Annotated in this window: 17 protein-coding genes and 2 pseudogenes; 16 read left to right on the top strand and 3 right to left on the bottom strand. The window is 28.5% G+C overall.

Annotation, left to right across the window (positions count from 1 at the left end; translation table 11 throughout):
- Positions 1 to 9: 9 nt before the first annotated feature.
- Together CMOL_RS05115 and CMOL_RS07885 are read left to right on the top strand one after the other, a co-directional pair.
- A pseudogene (locus tag CMOL_RS05115) lies at positions 10 to 2614 on the top strand (hypothetical protein); the annotation flags it as partial.
- A gap of 98 nt (positions 2615 to 2712) precedes the next feature.
- Complete coding sequence (locus CMOL_RS07885) at positions 2713 to 4107, top strand: putative barnase/colicin E5 family endoribonuclease (RefSeq protein WP_425599708.1); 1395 nt, start codon at positions 2713 to 2715, stop codon at positions 4105 to 4107.
- 89 nt (positions 4108 to 4196) lie between these two features.
- Here the strand turns inward: CMOL_RS07885 and CMOL_RS05105 are convergent, their stop codons facing one another.
- Together CMOL_RS05105 and CMOL_RS05100 are read right to left on the bottom strand one after the other, a co-directional pair.
- Positions 4197 to 4907 (bottom strand): hypothetical protein, encoded by a 711-nt coding sequence (locus CMOL_RS05105; RefSeq protein WP_239819976.1) that lies wholly within the window; start codon positions 4905 to 4907, stop codon positions 4197 to 4199.
- A gap of 134 nt (positions 4908 to 5041) precedes the next feature.
- Entirely contained in the window at positions 5042 to 5245 is a 204-nt protein-coding gene (locus CMOL_RS05100; RefSeq protein WP_239819975.1) for a hypothetical protein, read from the bottom strand.
- Positions 5246 to 5438: 193 nt separating this feature from the next.
- On the opposite strand from CMOL_RS05100, the pseudogene CMOL_RS05095 reads away from it, so the two are divergent.
- The 14 genes and pseudogenes from CMOL_RS05095 to CMOL_RS05030 all read left to right on the top strand — a co-directional run.
- A pseudogene (locus tag CMOL_RS05095) lies at positions 5439 to 6422 on the top strand (SU10 major capsid protein); the annotation flags it as partial.
- 140 nt (positions 6423 to 6562) lie between these two features.
- A complete protein-coding gene (locus CMOL_RS05090; protein ID WP_239819973.1) occupies positions 6563 to 6967 on the top strand; it encodes a hypothetical protein in 405 nt (134 codons plus the stop codon).
- Positions 6948 to 7142: a hypothetical protein gene (locus CMOL_RS05085; protein ID WP_239820758.1), complete on the top strand. Its 195-nt coding sequence runs from the start codon at positions 6948 to 6950 to the stop codon at positions 7140 to 7142. Before CMOL_RS05090 ends, CMOL_RS05085 begins: the two co-directional genes overlap by 20 nt.
- Positions 7139 to 8917 carry a hypothetical protein gene (locus tag CMOL_RS05080; RefSeq protein WP_239819972.1) on the top strand — a complete coding sequence of 593 codons (1779 nt, stop codon included), beginning with the start codon at positions 7139 to 7141 and terminating at the stop codon, positions 8915 to 8917. The genes CMOL_RS05085 and CMOL_RS05080 overlap by 4 nt, the downstream gene beginning before the upstream one ends.
- 2 nt (positions 8918 to 8919) lie before the next feature.
- Positions 8920 to 10041, top strand: coding sequence for an ATP synthase subunit B family protein (locus tag CMOL_RS05075; RefSeq protein WP_239819971.1), 1122 nt, complete (start codon positions 8920 to 8922; stop codon positions 10039 to 10041).
- 22 nt (positions 10042 to 10063) lie between these two features.
- Positions 10064 to 10699: a hypothetical protein gene (locus tag CMOL_RS05070; RefSeq protein WP_239819970.1), complete on the top strand. Its 636-nt coding sequence runs from the start codon at positions 10064 to 10066 to the stop codon at positions 10697 to 10699.
- Between the two features lie 2 nt (positions 10700 to 10701).
- On the top strand, positions 10702 to 10932 hold the full coding sequence (locus CMOL_RS05065; protein ID WP_239819969.1) for a hypothetical protein: 231 nt from the start codon (positions 10702 to 10704) through the stop codon (positions 10930 to 10932).
- A complete protein-coding gene (locus CMOL_RS05060; RefSeq protein ID WP_133401921.1) occupies positions 10929 to 11318 on the top strand; it encodes a hypothetical protein in 390 nt (129 codons plus the stop codon). The genes CMOL_RS05065 and CMOL_RS05060 overlap by 4 nt, the downstream gene beginning before the upstream one ends.
- Complete coding sequence (locus CMOL_RS05055) at positions 11315 to 11692, top strand: DUF1353 domain-containing protein (protein WP_239819968.1); 378 nt, start codon at positions 11315 to 11317, stop codon at positions 11690 to 11692. The genes CMOL_RS05060 and CMOL_RS05055 overlap by 4 nt, the downstream gene beginning before the upstream one ends.
- Positions 11693 to 11695: 3 nt before the next feature.
- A complete protein-coding gene (locus CMOL_RS05050) occupies positions 11696 to 12085 on the top strand; it encodes a D-Ala-D-Ala carboxypeptidase family metallohydrolase (RefSeq protein ID WP_239819967.1) in 390 nt (129 codons plus the stop codon).
- A 41-nt stretch (positions 12086 to 12126) separates the two neighbouring features.
- Positions 12127 to 12546 carry a hypothetical protein gene (locus CMOL_RS05045; protein WP_239819966.1) on the top strand — a complete coding sequence of 140 codons (420 nt, stop codon included), beginning with the start codon at positions 12127 to 12129 and terminating at the stop codon, positions 12544 to 12546.
- The gene (locus CMOL_RS05040) at positions 12443 to 12661 is read left to right on the top strand and encodes an Rz1-like lysis system protein LysC (protein WP_239819965.1); all 219 of its coding nucleotides are present in this window, start codon (positions 12443 to 12445) and stop codon (positions 12659 to 12661) included. The genes CMOL_RS05045 and CMOL_RS05040 overlap by 104 nt, the downstream gene beginning before the upstream one ends.
- Positions 12654 to 13148 (top strand): hypothetical protein, encoded by a 495-nt coding sequence (locus CMOL_RS05035; RefSeq protein WP_337200238.1) that lies wholly within the window; start codon positions 12654 to 12656, stop codon positions 13146 to 13148. Before CMOL_RS05040 ends, CMOL_RS05035 begins: the two co-directional genes overlap by 8 nt.
- Positions 13138 to 14847, top strand: a complete 1710-nt coding sequence (locus CMOL_RS05030; RefSeq protein ID WP_239819963.1) for a hypothetical protein — start codon at positions 13138 to 13140, stop codon at positions 14845 to 14847. The genes CMOL_RS05035 and CMOL_RS05030 overlap by 11 nt, the downstream gene beginning before the upstream one ends.
- Positions 14848 to 14947: 100 nt before the next feature.
- On the opposite strand, the gene CMOL_RS05025 is transcribed toward CMOL_RS05030, so the two are convergent.
- Positions 14948 to 17032 carry an RNA degradosome polyphosphate kinase gene (locus tag CMOL_RS05025; RefSeq protein ID WP_239819962.1) on the bottom strand — a complete coding sequence of 695 codons (2085 nt, stop codon included), beginning with the start codon at positions 17030 to 17032 and terminating at the stop codon, positions 14948 to 14950.
- Positions 17033 to 17135 lie beyond the last annotated feature (103 nt).

Below are 17135 nucleotides of genomic sequence, written 5' to 3'. Positions count from 1 at the left end.
GGATAAAAGATGACAATACAAATTCCACAAGGTGCAAAAACAATGCAACTTTTTGATATGAATATAGATATACCAGAAGGAAAAACTTATATAGATATTGATGATATTTTTTTACAAAATAAATACAATCAATTTATTCAAAATAATCAACAACAAAACAATTTTAATTCGCAAGAAGAATTAGCTTTAGATGGTAAGCCTATGAGTATGTATCAAGCACCACAAGTAAGTCAAAATGAGCCACAAGAACAAGGAGTATGGAGTAAGATAAATAAGGGACTAGAAGATTTTAATAATCTTATAGACCCAAAAAGAATTATAATCGAAGGATTGGATTATCTTTCTCCAAGAGTTACAAGTGGAGAAGAAGGTGCAAGGCAAAAAATAGAAGATGCCACAAATCAAGTATCAGGTGGAATGATACCTAGAATTTTTACTAGTCCTAGTAATGAAGAGCAAAAGCAAATTTTTCAAATCGCATACGATGAAATAAAAAAACTAGGGTATGAGCCATTTTTAGAAATAAATAATGGAGACTATAAATATATAGGCGTTGATAAAAATGGAAAAGAAATTGATTTTACTCCTAGCTTTAGAAATACACTTGCTAGCACTAAAAACGAGTTAGCATTTTCTGTAGCTGGTGGATATGTTGGAAGTTTAGCAAAAACAGCAGGACAAACAATAGCCAAAAAAGCCTTAAATTATTTCGCACCATCTGCAGTTGGTGCTGGTAGCGGTGCTGTATCTGATCTTCATTCGCAAAGTAACAATACAGGAATTGAAGCAAGTTATATGGACTATGCTAAAAGGTTTGGAAGTGCAGCCGCAGAAGATGCCTTAGCAGGTGCTGTAGTTGGATCAGCTATAAAGGGAATAGGAAAAACATATAAAAGCGTTGGTGATTTAATAAACAGTGTTAAAACAGGAGCACAAGCTGGTAAAGATATGATAGATGGAATGGCTGTAAAAGGAGGTAATTTAGGAAACAGATTCATTGATAAAATAGGAGAAAAGGATATTCCTTTTGTAGGAAAATTTACAGATGGTGGATTGCAAAATGCAGAAACAATTTTTAATAATCTTACAAAAAATATAGAGAATAAAAAACAAATAGATGAGCTCATAGCGAAAGAAAATCCAATATATTTAGAAAATGGAAAACCGACGATTGAAATCTTAAGAAATATAGTAGAGCAAGGTCTCAACAAAAATAATCCACAATTTATACAAGATGGTGCAAAAAGAACAAGTGCTATTTTGAAAAATATCTCTAGTGCCTTACAAGGAGTTCCTACTACACAAAGAAGAGAATTCTTATTAAAAGCAGCTCAAGCGTATCCCGAAATCGGAAGTTTTTTAGATGATGTTTTAAAAGCTGATAAGGATGCTAGTATTTCTTTTTTAAATATGATTAAAGGGCAAGATGAAGTATTTAAAAATAAAACAGGTTTAAATGGTGAGTTTGATTATAAGGCTTGGCAAAAAGATAATCACGCTTATGAGAGTAGAATAAATCAAGAGTATGGCGATGCTATAAGTAAATTAGATAAGCTTAATAATGGAAAAATAGTATTAACCAGTGAAGATATAGCAAAGCTTGAAAATTTTAAAAATAATAATTTTTTAGAGCAAGATGTAAAAAATAACATACAAAGCTATTTAGATGAAATAAAAGGAAAAGAAGTAAGTGCGGAGCAAATCTTTGGATTAAGAACAGCTATAAACAAGCAATTAAACACGGGAAATAAAACATACAACACAAAACAAGCTTATGGAATAGTAAAAGAAATTTTAGACGATGCGTTGATAAGAAATGCTAGTGACAAGGCATTAGCAAAAGAAATCCTAGATAATGCAAATAAAAATTTTGCTTTAAAACAAAATTTTAAAGAAAGTTATTTGGGTATGATGAAGGCTCAAGAATCAAAAGAGGGACTTGCTGATAGATTGGTTAAAGGGCTTAGAAATATCAATGAAGATAAGAATTTAGAAAATGCTTTTAAAGGAATGAATGAACAAGAAAGATTGGCTAATGAAACTCATACAATGAATGCTTTATTAGAAAAATATAGGATTGAAGGCATAGGGTATGATTTTGTAGGTTTATCAAAGGACTTAAAAGATGTTGAATTTTCAAGCAAAAAATTAAAAGATGTTAAAGGTGTTATTAATACATACGCTTTGATATATCGCAATAATAGAGATTTAATAATGACAGCTTTAGCGAGTAGCGGTAGAAAGACAAACTCTTCAATGGCTACAACAATACAGGGTGTTTTTGATAGAATATTAATAAGTGGTATTTTCGCTAGATTACACGCTTTAGCACCTTTTATGAAAAGTGCTAAAGAACAAGCATTAAGAAATCAAATACTAGATGCTTTAAAGCTTGCTAAAACCAATAAAGAAGTTATATCCAATCTTAGAAACATAAAAATAGCAGATCAAGAACAAAGTAGAATTTTTAAAGATGCTTTGGATAATTATATTAAAGTAGATAAAGAACAAAATAAAATATTAAAAGATGCACTAATAAAAGAAGGTGTTATCAAAGGCGACAACTTCTTCATGGATAAACCTAATCCTAAGTATGCAAAGAGCGATTTAAATGTAAAAATAAGCGTTTCTCCAAATGTTAGAAATTTGGCAAAGCTTACAAATGATGAGATTATAGCTGACTTAGAATATTTAGCTAACAAACATAAAGAGATGTTTAAAAAACCTAGTGATGTATTTAAACTCATAAAAGAAATTAAAGAAAATCCTACATTTTTTTATAAAAATAACAGAATGGATATAGCTTTAATAGCAAAAAGATTAAATGATAATAAACTAGGAAAACTCGGCATAAATAAAGATAGCGGAGAAGTTAGACATATCACTAAATCTAGGAATGCTGATAAAGAAAATGAAAGAATCATAAAAAGAGATGGTAAAAGCCCTTTGGTAGAGTCGCCATACTCTACACAGCCCGTATTGCCAAAAGACGCAGAGCCAACGGCGAATGGTGCTAATGCACTTTCAAAGGGTAATAATCCTAATTCTACCCAAGCTAAACCTAAAGAAAGCTTAAAAGAAACTCCTTTAGAAAAATACAAAAGGATTAAAGATAAACATGAAATTGTTTTAGAACATATAAAAAACAATACTCTTGAAAGTGGTTTTAAAAAAGAATTAGATCAAATTTATAAGCATAAACCTTTTAAAGAGACAGCAAAAAGGTTAGAATGGGCTATTTTTGGCTATAAAGATTTTTTTCAAGATTTTTTTAAAACTAAGCTAGATGTTAATAGTCCTAATTTTAAAGCTGATTTTAGAAAATTGCAATATCGTTTCAAAATGGGAGATTATAAAGGTTTTGAAAAATATCTAACAAAATATCATACTACAAAAGCAATAAAAGATATTAAAGATGCTTATAATGAGCTTGAAAAATCAGGTATAAAACATTCTTATGAGTTGCCAGATTTTAATGAAAGTATAAAAACCAAAAAGTTAAAAAAAATTATTACAAATGATGATGCTTTGCAAAGGTATGATGATTATTTGGGTGAAAATAAAAATTTTAATTTAGATTACTTAGATGAAATGGATTTAGATCCTGTTCATTACAACTTAACACGACAATTTATAATCAATGCCAAAAAAGACACTCTCAAAGGAATTAAACATGATATTCCAGAACGTATAAGAAAGCAAATTGAGGAAAAGCTAAATATTAAACCTATAAAAGAATTTGGGGTTAATTACGCAGAGTATTACCATGATGGATCAAGAGCTATAGAAAAACTTATACTAGAAAAACAAGGACAAGTTGCAGGTGCTTTCTATAGAAAAGAATTAGGTGATATTGATTTGGTTTGGGGAGAGGTAACAGATAAAATAAAACATAAAGGTTATGGCTTATCTCATATTATCGATAAGCATCCTGATTTAGATTTAAATATAATACCTGAGATTGTTGAGAAAGGAGATATAATACAACGAGAAAATAGAGAAAAATCTTTCAATATAGTTTTCAAAGATTATATTTTATGGGTTAATAAAGGATTTAATAAAAGCGTGGGAAATCAGTGGATAGTAACTGCTTTTGAAAAGAAATAGAAAATCACTAAGACAGCATACACTAGTGATTTTACAAAAGGGATGATTATCTCCCTTTTAACTATTTACATAGTTATATTAATTCGTATTTAAGTTATTTTATTTAAAATAAAGGCAGCATATTTTTTATAGTTTTCAATTACCTCCATGTCCTCTTTCCCAAGACTTTGATATTCATTAATTCTTATATTAAATAGCTTATATTCATCTTTTGGGATCATTAAATATTCTTCTTTATTATTTTTCATCAATATAAAAAAATCTTTTATGATAATTTTATAACAATCGAGTGTTCCCCGTTTAATATGATTTATTGCTCGTTCAATATTTTTTGAAAAAACATCAGTGTTTTTATCTTCATTAGATAAAGAGTAGGCGGTGCAAACATGGGACATAAAATTATGAAATTCCGTTAACACTTGTTTTGGTATATTGCTATCATTTTGAAATTCTATTTTTTCTACTATTTGTTCTACGGCTTGAATATCTTGAAAATTAAAATAATAGTTTAATCTTTCTACAATATTATTTTTAGCTATTATACTTCGGCCTTTTATTTGGATTTTATTTCGAAATTTTATAAACATTGCAATTGAATGTAAAAAATCGCTAAAAATTTTTTTATATTTTGAAAGAGAAGATATTAATGCACTATTTATACTAACAACGGAACTTCTTTGTGCGGTTATGTTCAAATATTCTTCAATCAGTGCGAAGTAATTTAAAATTTCTTCTCGCAGTTTTTTATATGCTTCTTCATAATTTTCAGGATTAAGAATTAAATCATTTGCAAAAAACATAAATAGTTTTTTTATAATATCATAATTTCTCCCATATGAAAGCGAAGTTTTCAAATCTATTTGGATAAAAACATCATAAATTTTAAAAAAACCACTAATTATTGACTGAGATGCTTTGGTATTCACGAAAAACCTTATATTCCATATCTTTTTGCAAGTTCTTCTATTTTTTTCTTGCTAGCTTTTCTATGTGTTAAATCTTTAAGATAAAATGGATTGCTAATATCTCCTTTGCCATAACTACTTGAACCTTCCACTACATTAATATTGCTATTTTTTAGTTTTTGATAAAAATCACGCAATTCTTTATCATCAATATGGAGAAAGAAATCTGCCATTTTTAGTTCCTTATGGATTATATTTTACAATTAAAATGCAAAAATTATACTTTTTTATAGTTAATTTATACTTATTTTTACAAGATTTTTACAAGATTTTTTTTAAAAAATATCTATTTTTCAAAACACACTAGTTTTGAAATAGTCATTTTTTTAAAATTCTCTAAAACTAAGTTAAGGAGAATTTTTTAAAATGGCATTACCTTCATTTGGGCATACAGCACCAGCTACAGAAAACGTTAAATTAAAACAATCAGTTTATGAAAAGATTATTAAAGTTGGAGCAACAGATACTCCTATTTTAAATAAAATCGGAACTTCAAATGTTACAAGTCCTCTTTTGCATTCTTGGATTACTGATACTTTTGAAAAGCCAAAAAAGAATGCAAATTTAGAGCTTTCTAAATTTGTAGGTGAAACTAAAAATACAACTCAAAAAACCTCCAATGCAACACAAATTTTTATTTCAGAAGCTATGGTTTCAGACGCACTATTAAAAGCTAAGCAATACGGCGGAAACGAAATGGAGTATCAGATCGGTAAAAAAACCATAGAGCATAAAAGAGATATAGAGTATGCTTTGCTTGGTTTAGGTCGTGAAACAGACGTTAAAAAATCAGTTTTTAAAAGCTATGTTCAAGCAGGAGCAAACACAAGCGGAGAAATGGCAGGTATTTTTTATTTTGTGGCTAAAGATAAAGAAAACTTTGAAAACAAAAGACGTGGAAATGTTTTGGCTTTTGATGAGGCAGGTGATTGGAGTGGTACTGCAACCGAATTAACAGAGGATAAACTCAATCAAATCTTACAAACCATTTGGGATAGTGGAGTAACTCCTAAAGATGTATTTTTGGGTGCTGAATTAAAACCAGCTATTAACAAACTTGCTACAAGGATTTTAAAAGATGAGACTAAATTAGTTGGTAGAGTTATTAGTTTTGAAACTGATTTTGGAACCATTAATTTTCACATGCATCGTTTATTAAGTCCTGAATATGGTTTAGGAGATGTTTTAATCGCAGGTGATTTTGAATTTATGAAACATGGACTTTATATTCCTACTAAAATAGAAGAAGTTCCAACGGATATCACAGCACAAGCAAAAAGAATTTATACTCAAAGCACTTTAGAAGTAAGAAATGCAGACGCTTTTGCTATAGGTGTAGGTTTAAGTTCTAAAACAGGCCTTTCAAAATGTCAAGCAATGATTAGCAAAACAACTGAGATTTTAAATTCGGACAATAAAGATTTAGAAGATCTTATTAACAAACAAAACTCCACCAAAGGTAGAGGCAAAAAACAAACTGAAAACAAATAATGCGATGTGTTGATGCTAAAAATTTAGTCATTGCTAAGGTCAAAAACTCTTATAAAATGATAGAAGATGATGATGTGCTAAAAGCTTACTTTATGGAAAGCTTTTATTACATCTGTTCTAAATGTGAACCTAGCGTTCTTTTGAGAAATGTGGAAGAAGATCAAAGAATTTTTAGACAGGTGAGAAATAATCATTTTATTATCATTCCAGATGAGCCAGATTTTAGCAATGAAAGCGAACATTTAATGATAGATGAAAGTCTTGCTTTTGCTGTGGTTAATTATGTTTGTTATTTAGCATCAAGATGCGAAGAGAAAGATTTTTTAATGCTTTGCAATAATATCATTAATGAATATATTGCAAATGATGGTAAGGAGCTTGATGATGAGAGAGAATGGTTGTGATTTTACAAAAACATTTAACCGAGCTTTAAATTATAAAGATTATTTGCAAAGTATAGATAGTGCTGATTTTATAGCGTATTTAGATGATAAGAAATGGCTTTTGGCTATGGATGATTTATTATTTTTTTGTGAAAAAAGAATAAAAGATAGTGATTTTTTTAAGGATGAGTTGTGACAAGCTTAAATGCATTAAAAACAGGCAAGGAAAAACTTGCAATTATCAATCAAGTTTTAGAGAGAATTTCATTAGTAGCTAATGCACTTGATAATACTCGTATTGAAGAGATAGTAGGGCTTAAAGAACAAGTTAATGATTTTTATAACAAAATATTAGAACTTAAAAATATTATCGTAAAACAAGGTAATGAGATATCTTACAATGCTGATTTTGTAGAAAATGAAAGCTCTAAAATAGAAACAATAAGTGCTAATATTGAAAAGAAATCAAACGAGATTAAAGAAATTTATAGTGAAATTAATAAAATTCAAAACAAAATAAATGAGATTTTAAGTTCTGCAAATGAAAAATATCCCAAACTTTTAGAGTTTAATCAAAAGTTTGAAGCTATACAAAATGAGCTTAAAAATTATTATAGCGTAGCACAAGATTTTGAAGCAGGTCTTTTGGATGTAGAAAAAAATAAAAATCTTGTTAAAGAATATCTAAAGCTTTGTATCAATTTAAAAGAACAAATCTTAGAAGAATTAGAACGCGCACAAGATATTAAAGAAGATTTGCACGATTCGATAAATCTTGTCAATAATCTAGTTTCAAATATTACAGCTACTAAAAATGAAATTATAGCAATCAGTAATGATTTTAAAAATGTAAAAGCTGAAGTTTGTGAAATCGTATGCAAAGCTGAATCTTCAATCAAAAATAAAATCAATACTATTCTTTTTGAAAATCAACGTTTAAATCAAAACATGATAGAAATTTTAAAGCGTTGTGAAAAATTAGAAGATGAAATAGTAGGGAAATATGAAGATATACAAAAGGCTATAGATTTAATCAATGAATCAAAAACAATGATAAATGATTTAAATGAAGCTGTTGAGGCTTCTAGGGAATTTGCTAATGATATGGCAAGTTACACACAGATCGTTAAAGATTTTAAAAATCAAATAGATAATTTAAAAGTTGATCTGAAAAGCTATAATGAAAGATTAAAATCAGATCTCGATTTAAAATCTAATGAGATTAAAACTAATATTGATACAAAAATAAGTCAAATTGAACTTTTAAAAGAGCAAATACAAACCTTATATGAAAATTCAAAAAATACTGTTGATTCTGCTTTAACAAATTTCTTAGAAAGAGCAAAAATTGCAAATGAAGATCTAGGAAGGCTTTTAGAAGTTGCTAGAGTTGAACTTGCCAATGATAAAGCTTTGATTGAGACTTATATTCAAGAGCAAAAAGAAAATATTTTAAAAGAAATGCAAAAAGTTGCAGATCAAATTACAGATGAAACAAGTGGAATTTTAGCTCAAAAAAATGCCATAGAAAAAACAATTATTGATGCAAAAGTATTACTGGAAACATTAACTCAAAATTTTAAAACTGAATTTCAAGAAAAAACAAATGATTTCAACACCAATGCAACGCAAAAAATAAAAGCGGTTTTTGATGAGGGTGAAGCGGCTATACAAAAAATAAATGATTACACCAAAGAAAAAGAAAGTGTGTTTGATGGCAAAGTAGAGGCTATAGAAAATGCCACAACGCAAGGTATTAAAGACATAGAAAACAGCAAAACGCAAAGTGTCGAAGAAATAGAAAATACTAGCCAACAAAGCATTGAAGCTATAGAGCAAAAAACACAGGAAAATACACAAATTTTTGAAAAGCTCATTCAAAATAATTTAGGGGGAATCTATTCTCATTTATTTTCATTGGAAAAAGTTTTAATAGATAAAGAGATTATTAAATTAAGTTATAAGGAGTAAAAATGGCAGATAATTTAGAGCAAATTGCAAATGATTTAAATACAGCGTCTTTAAATTTACAAGAATTAAGAGGCAAATACGAGGGTGCTTTAGATGTCTTAAATGCTAAAAACGCACAAATAATTGAAGCTTTAGATAGCAAAAAGGAAGAAGCTTTACAAGAAGTAAAAGGTGTTAAAGATACAGCCATAACCGAAATTACAAATCTACAAGATACAGCATTAAGCAATATTGATGAAAGCAAAAATGCTTCAATTACAGAGCTAACAAATAAAAAGACCGAAGCTTTAACTAAAATCGAAGAGGCTAAAACAGAACAAGGCGAAAAAATAGCAAAATTAGAAACAGAACTTAATTTAAAAGCTAAGCTTTTAACTCAAAATTTAGAATGGATAGTGGGCAATGGAGGTAATTTTGATGATATAGATAAAGCTTTAGATGAAATATCTAAATATTGTAGTGTAAATGGAAAGTTTTATGCAATTTTAAAAATTAAAAATGGTTATATTATTAATAAACCTATAATTATTAATATACCTAATGTTTTCATAGAAATAAAAGGTGAAAATGGTATATCGGATGAGCTTATTATAGATTTAAATAATAAAAATTGGGGATTTTGGGGTATTAAAACACTAAGTAGAGTTTCAATACATGATTTAACTATAACATCTAAATCAATAAATAACTCGGCAATATATATTAGCTCTTTTGTTGATTTATATAATTTAAATATAAATGCAAATGGTTATAGTGCTATAACATTAACAGAAGGTCTCTTAGTTCTTGACACAGTTAATATCGTAAATAATTTTTCAGAGAATGAACTTTTTTTTGATCTAAGCGTAGGTAATGGAAAGTGTCAGTTTGGTAAGAATGTAAAATTTAAAAGTAATAATAAAATAAATGGTGTAGCTATAAGAGCAGCAACAAACGGACAAATCGGTTCTGTATGGTGGCAAACAGGTAATGAAATTAGTGGAACTTATAAAAATGGCATACAAGTAGATGGTGGAGGTGTTGTAGATAATCCAAATATAACTATGAATGGCACATATACAAATAAATATTCACAAACACCTAGACAATGGACTAGTTCAGGTTATATATCAACGGATTTATAAATTTTTATAAAGGATATTAAATATGTTAATAGCAAAAAAAACTTTATCAGACCAAGGAAAATTAAATATTAATGTTATAAAATGGGCTATTGAAACTAAAACTGAATTAGCTTTATTAACTAGAAATTTAAAAATTGATATAGATAAATCTAATCAAAATAATACAATATATATTGATAACATTACACCTGAAGAGATACAAGCAGGAACTAACTTTGTTAAAGAATATTGTTTAGCTAATAATGAGTTGGAATTGCTTAAACAATATTTACCAATAGTATTGCAAGATAATGAGTTGTTAATTGAAATGAAAAATTTAAAGTTAATTAAAATAAATCAGTCTTATGAAATTTCTATTAGTCAAGTGCAAAAAGAATATATACCAGTAACAGAAATGCTAACATTTGAAACACAAGAAAGAGAAAGTTTAGAATATAAAAAAAATGGTTATTCTGATGACAATGTGTGCCCCACTATGAAAGCAATTTCAATTTCAAGAGGTATGAATTTAAAAGACTTATGCGATAAAGCTATCCTAAAGGCTACTTTGTATAGACAAGCAATTGGTGGGCTTATAGGAAAGCGACAAGGTTTGCAAGACAAGATAGAACAGGCTAAAACTTTAGAAGAATTGGAAAGTATAGTTTGGAGTGATTGATAATGGATTTTAATTCTACCATGCTGACTAATTTTGCCAGAGATGTTGAAACTCTTACGCCTTTTGGTTCTTTATTTGTCATTTTTTTATTAAGTCTAGTAATTAATTATAGACTTTTTAAGGGGCGTATGGAGGATTGTGCAAAAGATAAAGAGAAGATGCTTGAAAAACTTGACTCTTTTAAAGAAATTTTGGATGAGCTAAAACTTGAAATTAGGAGTTTAAAAAAATGATGGAATATGTTTCTGCTTTGGAAAAAGGTGGGATTGTAACCTTATTAACCTTTGTTAGTGCAGGTGCTTTTTATGTCTCTTATAAATTATTTGAGAGAGTAGATAGAACGCAAAATATTTTTACAGAAATTAAGCATTCTCAAAAAAGAAATAATGAAATTCAGGGAAATATTTTAAAAGAAATGCAGATCAATAATAAAATTTCAGAATCTCAACTTGAAAATTCTAGACAACAGCTTGAAAGTTCCAATAAATTAATTGATTTGCATTCTAAAATCATCGGAAGCAAACTTGATGATTTAAATAAAAATATAGATGAGCTTAAATATGAAATTAGACATTATGAAAACAAGGAATTAAGAAAAATGGCAAGGGAAAAGGTATGAAAACAGAGCTAAAAAGAGTATGTGTAAAACCTTATGATAAAGACAGGTTTGAAGTAGTTTTGGATTATGTTTTCGTATTACCAAGTTTTAAAGGACTTATTCCAAAAGGTTTTAAAACCGATGGTGCAAGTATCCCACGTCTTTTTTGGTCTTTATTTCCGCCTTATAAAAGTGAGTATTTTAGTGCTTGTGTGATACACGATTACCTATGCGAAAAAGCAAATTCAAGAAAGGATTACAAACTTGCTGATCTTGCTTTAAAAGAAGCAATGCTATTGCTTGGATGTTCTAAATTTAAAAGCTTTGTTTTTTACCATGCCTGTAACACTTTTCACTTTTTAAAATGCATATTTAAATCAACAACAAGGAGCTAACTAATGAAAAAAAATAAATACTTTAAAGAAGACGAATTTAAGTGCAAATGTGGCAAATGCGAATTACCAAAAGGCGTTCCAAGTGATGAATTAGTTGATGTGCTTTGTGAAATAAGAGAGCATTACAATGCTCCTATTATTATAAACAGTGGTTATCGCTGTAAAGAACACAATACAAAAGTATGTGGAGCTGCTAAAAGCCAACACACCATCGGCAGTGCGGCTGATTTTATAGTTGAAGGTGTTAAAACTGAAGATGTGTATCAATACGTTTTAGAAAAATATGGCGATAAACCTTTTGGAATTGCTATAAAAAATAATTTTGAAAATCCTTTTGGTGGTTTTGTGCATATTGACACTAGAGGCAAAAAAGCCAGATGGACTTATCCATAATTTTTAGAAAGGAGTTGGAAAGTTTAACTTTCTAAAATTAAATGTTTAACTTTTTATTTGACAATATAAAACTTTATATAGCTTTAGTTTTAATGGCTATTTTATCTAGTTATTTATATCTAAGACTTGATAACACTAAATCAAAATTAGAAAAAAGTCAAAACGATCTAGCTTTGGCTTTAGAAATTAATAAAAATAATCAAGCAAAAATTAAAGAACTTACCCAAAGACACGAGCTAGAACTAAAAGCCTTAAATGAAAGCAATAATCAAAAAAATGAAGTTAAAGAAAGGGTGGAATATGTCAAAAAATACATTTACAAAAGCAATGAAAATAATCTTACTAAGCTTTTTAATAATGTCGTTGATGGGTTGTGGGACGACAACGCAACAAGTGGTAAGCAAAATACAAATTCAAAAAGTGAAAATTCCAAAAGAGCTATTAACCCTGAGTCCTCTTGAAAAACCACAAGTAAAAAATGAACTTGATATTATAAATGCTTATTCTTTACTTTTTTATAAATACAAGCAATGTGAGATACAAATAAATAAGATTAAGGAACTAAATGATGAGTGATGCAAAAGTTGATTACAATAAAAGACTTGAAGCTTTTAAAGCAATTTATCCTCAAGTTTTAGAAATGAGTTTATCTGAAAAATCTCCTTTTGGTGAATTTAAAAAGCTTTTAGAGGATTTCAATGATAAAAATATTATCAGAAATGACCAGCAATTTCAAAGCTTAGCACAAGCTTTGGTCAGTGTAGGACAAACCATAGTAGCACAAAGTCAAAATACGGCTTTATCTATGATTTTGCAGGGCGATGAAAATGAATTAAATATTGAAAGAGTTGCTCTTTTAAAAGCACAAACTCAAACAGAACTCGCAAAACCAAAATTAATACAAAGGCAAACGGCGCAAATTGATGATAACCTAAGAATTGAAGCAGCCAAAGTTGCGCAAAGTCTTCAGTTTGGATACTGCACAGGCGGACTTGATATACCAGAAGAAATTGTAAGACTTGTAAAAGAAAAAATAGAAAATATAGAAAGCAATGCTAATTAATGAAAAAAGGTTGATGGGTAATTTTACTCTAAAACCTGCATATCCTGCTAATATAGGAGAGTTGGATACAAAAGAAGTTTATAAACAATGGTTTACTTATGCAATGATTGGTGTAAATAAGTATGTAGAACTTTTGCATAAACAACTTATCCGCAAAGGCAGAGCTATAATAAAAAATGTCAATCACCCATTATATAAAAATTCATATATTGTCAAAAAATATAATATAAAAAGCCCAAGCACAGCCCCTTATAATAAAAATAATTACAATGATTTAGGGTTAAATCAATTTTTTGTAGGACAAGATCCGTATAAGCCTTATCAAGGAGATCCGAGTGATAAAAATGGGATTTATCATGATATCTGTGAAATAAAGCCAAATTATACTTTAAATAAGATCAATTATTATTTTGGTTTTCCTGAAGATTTGATTTTGCTTTTTGATAAAAAAGATGCACTTAGATATCCAAATTTTTATTATATCGATAAAAATATTAATTTCAAAAAGTTTTTAAACAAAGCATTGGAAAATGTTCAATACGAGGAATTGATTAACAATTCAGATATAGTTATTTTTTTGAAAATATTTAATAAAAATGGGCAATTTGTTTATCCTAGTGTGGATGATTTTAATATTCCAGAGGTAAAAGCAGAATGGAAAAAAATAACAAATGGTTTAGTTTCTCGCAATAAATTATGTGTTGATATAGAAAAATTTTACAATGATTTTAAAAATCTAAATAATCATATTTGCAAAACGCAAAAAGTAGAAATTTATTATCAGACTTATAAAAAAATTGATAAAGCAAGAGAAAGTGATGGGTCTTATTATGCTTTAGTCAATGAGACAATACCATTTTTATCTGTCTTTAATATAATAAAAAATCATTATAATTTTAAATATGGTTCGCCTTTATGTATCAATAAAGATTTTAATTTAATCTGTTATAAGGAGCCATATATAGCATTTGGAACTTTGGATAAAAACTTTGGAAAAAAAGAAACTTTAATAAGTCCTAGTATATATCCTTTATATAGGAAAGGTTCTAACTTGCCTTATGGCAGAAGGGATAGATGGTTTGCATTATGGGATAATTTTTATTATCTTTATGTATATGAAAAATCAAATAAAGGCATTTTGTCATTTTTAGCACCTATTGTTAGTATTGTTTTGGCTGTCGCTACTTGGTGGATAGGTGGGCAAGGGGTTTGGCTTAGTGGTCTTCTTGGTATTAGTGAGAGTGTTGCTATGGGAATAACTTTAAGTGTTAGTATTGGATTAGCGATAGGTTCTTTAAGTGGAAATAAAATTTTTAGCATTTTAAGTGTTGTTTGGGATATTGTTAATTTTATAGGAACATGGGCAAATAATAGCTGGAATTTAGCTGCTAACTTTACAAAAACTACAGCACAAGCAGCAAAAGAAATGACAAGCTTTGAGGCAATATTGAATGTTTTAGAAAACACATTGAGTGGAGCAAGTAAGATATTAGATCTGGTTCAAAATATAACTGCAGATAATCCTAATGTAATTAACGAGCAAAGCAATGATAATAAAGAAGATATTTTCGGAAGTGGTAGCGAAGCTGTAGAAATTGCAAAGGATATGATTAATCCTACGATATGGTATAATTTTGAAACACAAGATTTACTAAATCAAGAAATAAAAAAGACTAATCAGCCTATTTTTATATTTTAATTTTCTGTAGCCATTTTGTAGCCAAAATAAAAATTAAAATATTCTAAGCATTATTTTTTAATATTTTTAAAGGATAATTCAATTCCCCTCGCTTCCACCATTAATTTTCCTTAAATAATTTTGATGCTAATTGTGTTGCTTTAGCTTGATCTGTATCTTTTTTCAAAGTTTGATATATTTTATTAACATAATCTTCTAAGGTTTGTTGAGAATCTATAATTTTATCATTTTGCTCAACTTTAATATATTCTCCATCGCTTTGTAATTCATAAGCTAGGGTATTATCACTAAGTTGCAAACGTAAAAATTCTGCCAATTTAGCTTTATTTCTTTCATCAAAAATTGGAGTCATAAGTTCTAAACGACGCTCTAAATTTCTTGGCATCCAATCCGCACTTGATATAAAATAATTAGGTTCACTATGTTTAAAATAAAATATTCTCGCGTGTTCTAGATATTTTCCTATTATGCTTCTTACGCGTATATTTTTACTATATTCTTGATTGGGTTTTAAACAGCAAATGCCTCTTACGATAAGATCGATTTGAACTCCTTGCAAACTTGCTTCATAAAGAGCTTTTATAATATGACTATCTACAAGAGAATTCATTTTAGCGATGATAACACCTTCGCCACCTTTAGTGGTTTCTATGCGGATCATTTCTAGAATTTTTTCTTTGATTTGATTAGGACTCATAGAAAGAGTTTTAAGACGACGATTTTTGTTAAAGCCAGATAAAATATGAAAAAAACTTGTTACATCTTGAGCAATTTCAGCTTTATTAGTAAAATAACTCATATCTGTATATAATTTTGCACTGCTTGCATTATAATTTCCCGTGCTTAAATGGATATAAAATTTAAGTTTTTCTCCTTGTTTGCGTATCACTTGAGAAACTTTAGCATGTACTTTAAAGCCTCTAATTCCATAAATAACATGTGCACCTGCATTCTCTAAAGCTTTTGCCCAGTGCAAATTATTTTCTTCGTCAAAACGAGCTTTTAACTCTACCATAACTGTAACTTGTTTTCCTTCACTAGCAGCATCAATTAAAGCTTGAACGATGTTTGAATTCTTTTCAACTCTATAAAGTGTCATTCTTATAGAAATAACTTCAGGATCTTGACTTGCTTCTTTTATAAATTTATACACAGGATCAAAACTTTCATAAGGTTGAATGATTAAAATATCTTCTTTATCAATTGCATTAAAGATAGATAAATTTTCATCAAAAGGCGGTAAGGTTTTTGGTGTATAAAGGGGACTTAAAAGATGAGTAAAAGTTTTATTTCCTACGATTTGCCAAATTCTAGGAAGATTTAACAAGGTAGAATATTCATAAACATCTTTGTGAAAAATTTTCATATGAGTGCTTAAAAATTCAACTATTTGTTCATCTGCATCTTTTTGAATTTGAAGTCTAACAAAAGCACCTTTTCTTCTTAGTTTTAAACCTTGCTCAAGTATCATCATAAAATCATCTGCTTCTTCTTCTTCAATAACCATATCCGCATTTCTTGTTACTCTAAATGCCGCTGAAGCTAATAGCTTGTAGCCAGGAAAAATTTCTTCAATGTGTTGATGAACGATACTTTCAATAGGCACATAAATATTTGAAACTACTTCATAAAAACGAGGTAATACTCTTGAAATTCTTACCATTCCAAATTTAATAAGCTCAGGATGTGATTTGTCACAAATTTTAACCGCTAAAGAAAAAGATAGATTATTTAAATGCGGAAATGGATGAGTTGCATCAACAGCTATAGGGACAATTACAGGAAATATATTTGAGAAAAAATATTCATCACATTTTTGCTTTAAATTTTCATCTAAATGATCGTATTGCTTAATAAATAAATTTTCTTTTTCAAGCTCTTGAGTGATTTCTTTGAAATATTCTTCTAATAATTCTTTTTCTTCATGCAAATATTTACGTATGGCTTTAAGTTGCTCTAAAGGAGTCATTTCATCGCTACTACTTGTATTTACACCTGCAGAAAATAATTGCTTAAGTCCAGCAACACGTATCATATAAAATTCATCCAAATTAGTGCAATATATAGCGATAAATTTAAGTCTTTCTAGCAAAGGCATTGATTTTGTGCATTGATTTAAAACTCTTGAATTAAAGCGTAACCATGAAAGTTCTCTATTTAAAAACATATCAGGAGTTGTTTGCATAGAAAATTTCCTTTTTTTATTTTAATTTTAACATTTGAAAATCAACGATTTTTTATCAAATTTACAAAATTTAGACCTTATAAAATAAACTTTGATTTTTATT

This window comes from Campylobacter sp. RM10537 (genome assembly GCF_022369435.1).
Taxonomy (GTDB): Bacteria; Campylobacterota; Campylobacteria; order Campylobacterales; family Campylobacteraceae; genus Campylobacter_D; species Campylobacter_D molothri.
Note: the sequence above shows the minus strand (reverse complement) of the source record. Positions and strands in the feature narration are given on the sequence as shown.